Here is a 5697-nt window from a genome sequence, read left to right on the forward strand (position 1 = left end):
GCGGGTGTCTCGCCGCGCTGCTATTTCACCACCGAGGTGCCGACCGGTGACGGATACCACGTCGTGCTGCCCACCACGAACGACGGCGGACGCCGCTGCATCCTGTCCTATGTCGACTCCCATCCGGGCGGTCCAGGCGCGCCGCGGGCCACGCCGATCGAGGGCGTGCGCGCGCTACAGGACGCGCTGCGCCGGTGCTACCAGCGGGAGCTGGCCGACGGTGTCGGCGACTACAGCACCGCGACCGGTCTCGCCGTGCTCTACGTCCAGGATCTGCACGGTCTCGATCGAGACGGCGTGTTCGGGCCGCAGACCTCGGGCGCGATGCGCTGGCCCCGCTATCGCGACGCGGGCGGGGAGTTCGAGTCGTGTGTGCCGATCGGCCCGGCCTGAGTTCGTGAAGTGAGGGCTCGTGGAGTCCGGGTCCGTGGGAGCGAGGGCTCAGGGAGTGAGGGTCCGTCGAGCGATGGCTCGGGGCGTGAGGGTCCGTGGGGGCGAGGGCTCGGGGCGTGAGGGTCCGTGTGACGAGGGCTCGCGGAGTCAGGGTCCGCTGCGTGACGGCTCGCCGACTCGGAGTCCCGTGGAGCGACAGCTCGCGGAGTCAGGGTCTGTGGAGTACGGCTCGCGGAGTCCGGGCTCGCGGATCAGGCTCGGTGCAGGGTGGCGGCGAGGTGGTGGGTCAGCGGTTCGCCGACCGCGGCCATCCGCAGCGTGTAGTCGATGGTGTCGCCGGTGAGCCGGAACGACCGGTTGAGCGCGGTCACCATCTTCGCCGTGCGGCTGCGCCCGATGCTGGTGGAGTCGAACTCCATGTGCAGCTCGCCGTCGGTGATGGTGAGCGCACCCTCGCAGATCTCGGTGATGCCGGTCGGGTGGGCGAGGATCAGCTCGACGTGGTCGGGCCGCGGGCAGCGCAGGTAGCCGGTCTCGGCGTGCATCGGCCTGCTGCCGTCGGCGGCGCGGGTGCGCTGGCGGTAGGTCAGGAACGGGCGGCCCAGGTGACCGAACCGGATCTCCTCCAGGTAGTCGAACGATTCGATGGTCGGGTACTCACCGTGCCCGCCGCCGCGCCACGTGCCGAGCAACGAGGCGAGCGGTGCGATATCCGGATGGGGAGCGACGGACGGTTGGGGTGCGACCACGGCGGACAGCCTAAACCCGTGCCAGACGCCGCGCTCCCCGAGTCCCGAAATTGCACCGGTCCAGAGGTGGTGAGCCCTCGCCGCCGAGTCATGTGCCCGGCCGGTATCCGGTACGTACTCTCGCGTTACGTGACAGATGTAAACCAACTTCCCCCTGTGGGACGCCGCCCGCGGCTGATCGTCGTCAGCGGTCCGCCCGGCTCCGGGAAGACGACCCTGGCCCACGCGCTCGGCCGCGCCGTCGGGTGGCCGGTGATCAGTCGCGACGAGATCAAGCAGGGGATGGCGCATGCCGATCCCGCGTTCAAGCCCGCGCCGGGAGACGAACTCGCGCTGCGAACCCTCGGCACCTTCTTCGAGGTGCTCACGGTCCTGACGCGAGCGGGCGTCGACACCGTGGCCGAGGCGGCCTTCCAGGACCGGCTCTGGCGGCCAGGGCTCGAGCCGTTGTCCGAGCTGGCCGATCTCCGGTTCGTGCACTGCGTCGTGGACCGGGATGTCGCGGTCGCTCGGATCGGTCGCCGCAGACGGGAGGAGCCGCTGCGACGCGTCCATTCCGCGCCAGGTGACCCGGATCGGGCGGCGCTCGGCGCGCGGCACGACGCCTTCCAGCGAGTGAGACTGGACGCGCCCGCTCTCGAGGTGGACACCACAGGGGAGTACCGGCCGGGACTCGACGCGATCGCCGCCTTCGCCACGGGTGTGTCGTCGATCGATCTCCGTTGAAGCGCCCCGGAATTCGGCCGCGGGTGATACATCTCTGATGTACATGGCATGCGCGGGCAGGGCGGACGGTCGGATTGTCCGCTTCCCGCCGCGGCGCGGCTCCGAGGATCATGGTGGTTCCGGGAGGCGGTGCGATGTCCGACACGATCGACAACTGGATGGTGCCCGGCAGGGAACAGCTGGTCGCGGCCTGCCGTGGATTGCCACACGACGACCACCCGATGCTGGAGGCGGCGGGCGAGCTGGCGCAGCTGCACGTGTTGCGGGAGCGCACGCCCGGCTACGAGATGGCCAAGCTGGACCGGCGGCGCGTCCAGCTCATCCGGTCCATCGACCGGTGGATGACGCTCGCGACGCCGGTGCCCGGCGGCGGGCGCCCGAACAGCGAGACCGTCGGCGGCATGGTGGACCGGTTGGCGCAGCTCATCGCGCAGGCGTGCGTGCCGCTGGCGGCCGCACCGGATTCGGTGTTCCACGACGTGTGGTCGCAAGTGGTCGACCTCGCCGAGCGCTATCAGGACCTGGTCGACGCGCTACAGGCCGGAACGCGCGAGGTGCCGGATGGTGTCCAGCACCCTCTCTAGCGCCCGCGCCCGAAGAGCCGGAATCCGCGCCCGCGCCCGCGCGGCAGCGTCGCGTACACCATGGTCATGTCGGCGAACACCTCCGCCTCCTGCTCGCACTCCGCGCCGAATTCGTTGCGGCCCAGCACTTGCTGCGCCGCCAACGAGGGCAGCAGCGCGGCCAGCTTCGGTGACAGCGGAGCGGCGGGCTCGGTGTCGTCCCTGCCGTGTCCGAGCAGCATGTGCCCGATCTCGTGCAGGATGATGTGATCGGCGTTGCGCTCGGTGGCCTCGGCGTCGTACACGATGATGTCGTCGAATTTGCGCGCCACCCACAGACCTTTGCCGCGACAACCGTTTTCGGCCAAGATCTCGGCGGGCACCGGCTGCAGCGAGATCGAGCGCCCGCGATGCGCCGCCACCTCGGCCAGGTAGGCGTTGACGTTCCACGGACTGGGCAGCGGCACCGTCCGGGTAGCGTCGCCGAGACGGGCTTCCATGCTGGTCATCGGCGTTCACTCTACCGACACCGTCGCCCCGCGTCATCCCGGTGATCGGTCACAGTCAGCACGTGATCGGCTGCGGCCGACCGTATTCCGGCCCGTTCACCTGCGCGAACACCCCGCGATCACGGCTCGGGCGTCGGAGTCGCGGCCGTCGCTGGCTCGGTGCGCTGGTGCCGGATCGCCAGCTGGTTCACCAGCCAGAGCACGACGCCGATGGCCAGCAGCACGCCCGCGATCAGGTACTGCTCGGGATTGCGGTCGGTGAGCGGCGTGACGAGGAACCCGCAGGACAACGCCCCAACCACCGGCAGCGCGGTCGGGGTGCGGAAATGTTTGTGCGCGACCGGGTCTCGCCGCAGCACCAGCACCGCCACGTTGACCACCGTGAACACCGCGAGCAGCAGCAGCGCGGTGGTGCCGCCGAGTTCGGGCACCTCGCCGACGAAGGCGATGAGGCCGAGGGCGAGCAGCGTGGTGAAGGCGATCGCGATCTGCGGCGTGCGCCGCCTGGCGTTCACCTGCCCGAACGCGCGCGGCACGACGCCCTGCCGCGCCATGCCGTAGAGCAGCCTGCTCGCCATCAGCATGTTGATCAGGGCCGAATTGGCCACGGCGAACATGGTGATGAACGCGAAGATGTGCGTCGGGAACCCGGGCGCGCCGACCTCGACCACCTTCAGCAGCGGGGTATCGCCTTCGCCGAGCTGGTCGGCGGGGACCAGCGCGACCGAGGTGATCGAGACGAGCACGTAGATCGTTCCGGTGACGAACAATCCGGTGAGCAGCACCTTGGGGAAGATCCGGGTCGGCTCCTTGCACTCCTCGGCCATGTTCACCGAGTCCTCGAAGCCCACCATGGCGTAGAAGGCGAGCGTGGTCGCCACGATCACGCCGCCGAGCGCGCTGCGCTCGCCGGTCTGGAATTCGGTGATGCGGCCGAAATCGCCGTTGCCGAAGCCCAGCGCCCACAGCCCGATCCCGATGACGATCAACAGTCCGGTCAGCTCGACGCAGGTGAGCAGCACGTTCAGCTTGACGCCCTCGCTGACGCCGCGCAGGTTGATCGCCGCGACCACGGCCATGAACGCCAGCGCGACGGCGGTGATCGCGATCCCGGTGCCGACCTCGAATTCGAAGGCTTCGGCGAAGTTCGCCGCGAACGCGCGCGACGCGGTGGCGGCCGAGGTGATGCCGGAGCTGAGCACCGCGAAGGCGATCATGAAGGTGAGGAAGTGGATGCCGAACGCCTTGTGCGTGTAGAGGGCGGCCCCTGCGGCGTGCGGGTATTTGGTGACCAGCTCGAGGTAGCTCAGCCCGGTGACCAGGGCGACGAGGAACGCGACGACGAACGGCACCCACACAGCGCCGCCGACTTCGGCGGCGACCCGCCCGGTGAGGGCGTAGATGCCGGTGCCGAGGATGTCGCCGACGACGAACAACAGCAGCAGACCCGGTCCCATCACCCGGTGCAGGCTGGGTTCGGGCGTGGCTGGCGATTCAGCGGACACATCGGCCATCGGGGACTCCTGTGCGCGGTTTGCGGATGGGACCTCGGTGTACCCATTCTCTCGGCGAATCGGTCGCCGGAACACCCCGGAACGCTAGCTCATCCCCGCGGCGATCTTCTCGATCAACGCGACCGAATCGCGCGGGCTCAGCGCCATCGCCCTGAGCTGGTCGAAGATCACGCCGAAGCGGCGGACCTCGTTGTGGCCCTCCACCAGCGTGTCACCCGCGATGCCCTCCACGTAGACCAGTTCGGGGTCGTTGGGGTCCTCGAAGTCGAGCAGCGTGAACGATCCAGCCATGCCGGGGTGCGCGCCCGCGTCGAACGGAAGGATCTGCAAGATCACGTTTTTCCGTTTGCTCTCCGTCAGCAGCTTCTGAAGCTGGCCGCACATGGTCTCCGGACCGCCGACCACCCGGCGGATCGCCGCTTCGTCGAGCACCACCCACAGTTCGAGCGGTTTCTCCTTGGTGAGCACCACCGCCCGGTTCAGCCGGGCGTGCACCCGGCTCTCCATGATCGCGGTCTCGACCTTCGGCATGGACGTGTCGATCACCGCGAGCGCGTACTGCGGCGTCTGCAAAAGGCCTGGGATGAAGGAGGTCTGGTAGTGACGAGCCGAGAGCGCCTCGGATTCGAAGTTGATGTAGGCCGCGTACACCTCGGTCAGATTGGCTTCCCAGGGCCGGGACATGCCGGGCTTCTGCGCGTCCGACAGCAGATCCAATGCGTACCTGCGCCGGTCGGGTTCCACCTGGTAGAGGTCGAGCAGCGTGTTCAGGGTGCGGCGCTGCGGCCGCGCCTGGGCCTGTTCGATCCGGTACAGGGTCGTCACATTGATCCCGGTCCGCCCGCTGACTTCCTCTTTGCTGAGCCCGACCGTGTCGCGCATCTCGGTCAGCAACGCCGCGAGGCGGCGCAGACCGGCCGTGAGCACCGTGCGCTTGCCCGCCATCCCAAATCCTTTCCTGGTGACAGCGTCTCACCCTACCGTCGTGTGCGGCGCGGCTTCGGGGATTGCGGCGGTCGTCCACCGTGATCGCCTAGCCCGCTGGGGGTTCCAGCTCGCCGAGCTTGTGCGCGATGCCCGCGCGTCCGGTCAGATCCAGTTTGCGCAGGATGCGGCTGAGATGGTCCTCGACGGTGCGCGGGCTGAGGTAGAGCCGGTGGGCGATCTCCTTGTTGGGGTGGCCGCGCGCGGCCAGTTCGGCGACCTCGCGCTCGCGCGGCGTCAGCGTCGCGGGTCCGCCGGG

At 69.2% G+C, this 5697-nt stretch carries 8 protein-coding genes; 3 read left to right on the top strand and 5 right to left on the bottom strand.

Features of this window, described 5'->3' with window-relative positions; all coding sequences use genetic code 11:
- Positions 1 to 393: peptidoglycan-binding domain-containing protein (locus NX1_RS34590; protein ID WP_169812335.1), on the top strand; the 393-nt coding region annotated here is incomplete at its 5' end.
- 251 nt (positions 394 to 644) lie between these two features.
- Here NX1_RS34590 and NX1_RS34595 read toward each other — a convergent pair.
- Positions 645 to 1142: a peroxynitrite isomerase gene (locus NX1_RS34595; protein ID WP_068069305.1), complete on the bottom strand. Its 498-nt coding sequence runs from the start codon at positions 1140 to 1142 to the stop codon at positions 645 to 647.
- A gap of 129 nt (positions 1143 to 1271) precedes the next feature.
- On the opposite strand from NX1_RS34595, the gene NX1_RS34600 reads away from it, so the two are divergent.
- The gene (locus tag NX1_RS34600) at positions 1272 to 1868 is read left to right on the top strand and encodes a P-loop nucleotide/nucleoside kinase family protein (RefSeq protein ID WP_245668908.1); all 597 of its coding nucleotides are present in this window, start codon (positions 1272 to 1274) and stop codon (positions 1866 to 1868) included.
- 134 nt (positions 1869 to 2002) lie between these two features.
- Positions 2003 to 2452, top strand: a complete 450-nt coding sequence (locus NX1_RS34605; RefSeq protein WP_068069312.1) for a hypothetical protein — start codon at positions 2003 to 2005, stop codon at positions 2450 to 2452.
- Here the strand turns inward: NX1_RS34605 and NX1_RS34610 are convergent.
- The 4 genes from NX1_RS34610 to NX1_RS34625 all read right to left on the bottom strand — a co-directional run.
- Positions 2449 to 2940, bottom strand: coding sequence for an ImmA/IrrE family metallo-endopeptidase (locus NX1_RS34610; RefSeq protein WP_068069320.1), 492 nt, complete (start codon positions 2938 to 2940; stop codon positions 2449 to 2451). The two genes, NX1_RS34605 and NX1_RS34610, sit on opposite strands and share 4 nt — an antisense overlap.
- A 119-nt stretch (positions 2941 to 3059) precedes the next feature.
- Positions 3060 to 4454 carry an APC family permease gene (locus NX1_RS34615; protein WP_068069323.1) on the bottom strand — a complete coding sequence of 465 codons (1395 nt, stop codon included), beginning with the start codon at positions 4452 to 4454 and terminating at the stop codon, positions 3060 to 3062.
- A gap of 84 nt (positions 4455 to 4538) precedes the next feature.
- Positions 4539 to 5399 carry a helix-turn-helix domain-containing protein gene (locus NX1_RS34620; protein ID WP_068069326.1) on the bottom strand — a complete coding sequence of 287 codons (861 nt, stop codon included), beginning with the start codon at positions 5397 to 5399 and terminating at the stop codon, positions 4539 to 4541.
- 88 nt (positions 5400 to 5487) lie between these two features.
- Positions 5488 to 5697, bottom strand: a 210-nt coding sequence (locus NX1_RS34625) for a response regulator transcription factor (protein WP_169812336.1), incomplete at its 5' end; no start/stop codon positions are given.

This window comes from Nocardia xishanensis NBRC 101358, assembly GCF_001613365.1.
Classification (GTDB): Bacteria; Actinomycetota; Actinomycetes; order Mycobacteriales; family Mycobacteriaceae; genus Nocardia; species Nocardia xishanensis.

Excerpts from the sequence above, each read along its gene's own strand:
- NX1_RS34605 (WP_068069312.1), top strand. The coding sequence starts at position 2,003 with ATGTCCGACACGATCGACAACTGGATGGTGCCCGGCAGGGAACAGCTG.
- NX1_RS34610 (WP_068069320.1), bottom strand. The coding sequence starts at position 2,940 with ATGACCAGCATGGAAGCCCGTCTCGGCGACGCTACCCGGACGGTGCCG.
- NX1_RS34615 (WP_068069323.1), bottom strand. The coding sequence starts at position 4,454 with ATGGCCGATGTGTCCGCTGAATCGCCAGCCACGCCCGAACCCAGCCTG.
- NX1_RS34620 (WP_068069326.1), bottom strand. The coding sequence starts at position 5,399 with ATGGCGGGCAAGCGCACGGTGCTCACGGCCGGTCTGCGCCGCCTCGCG.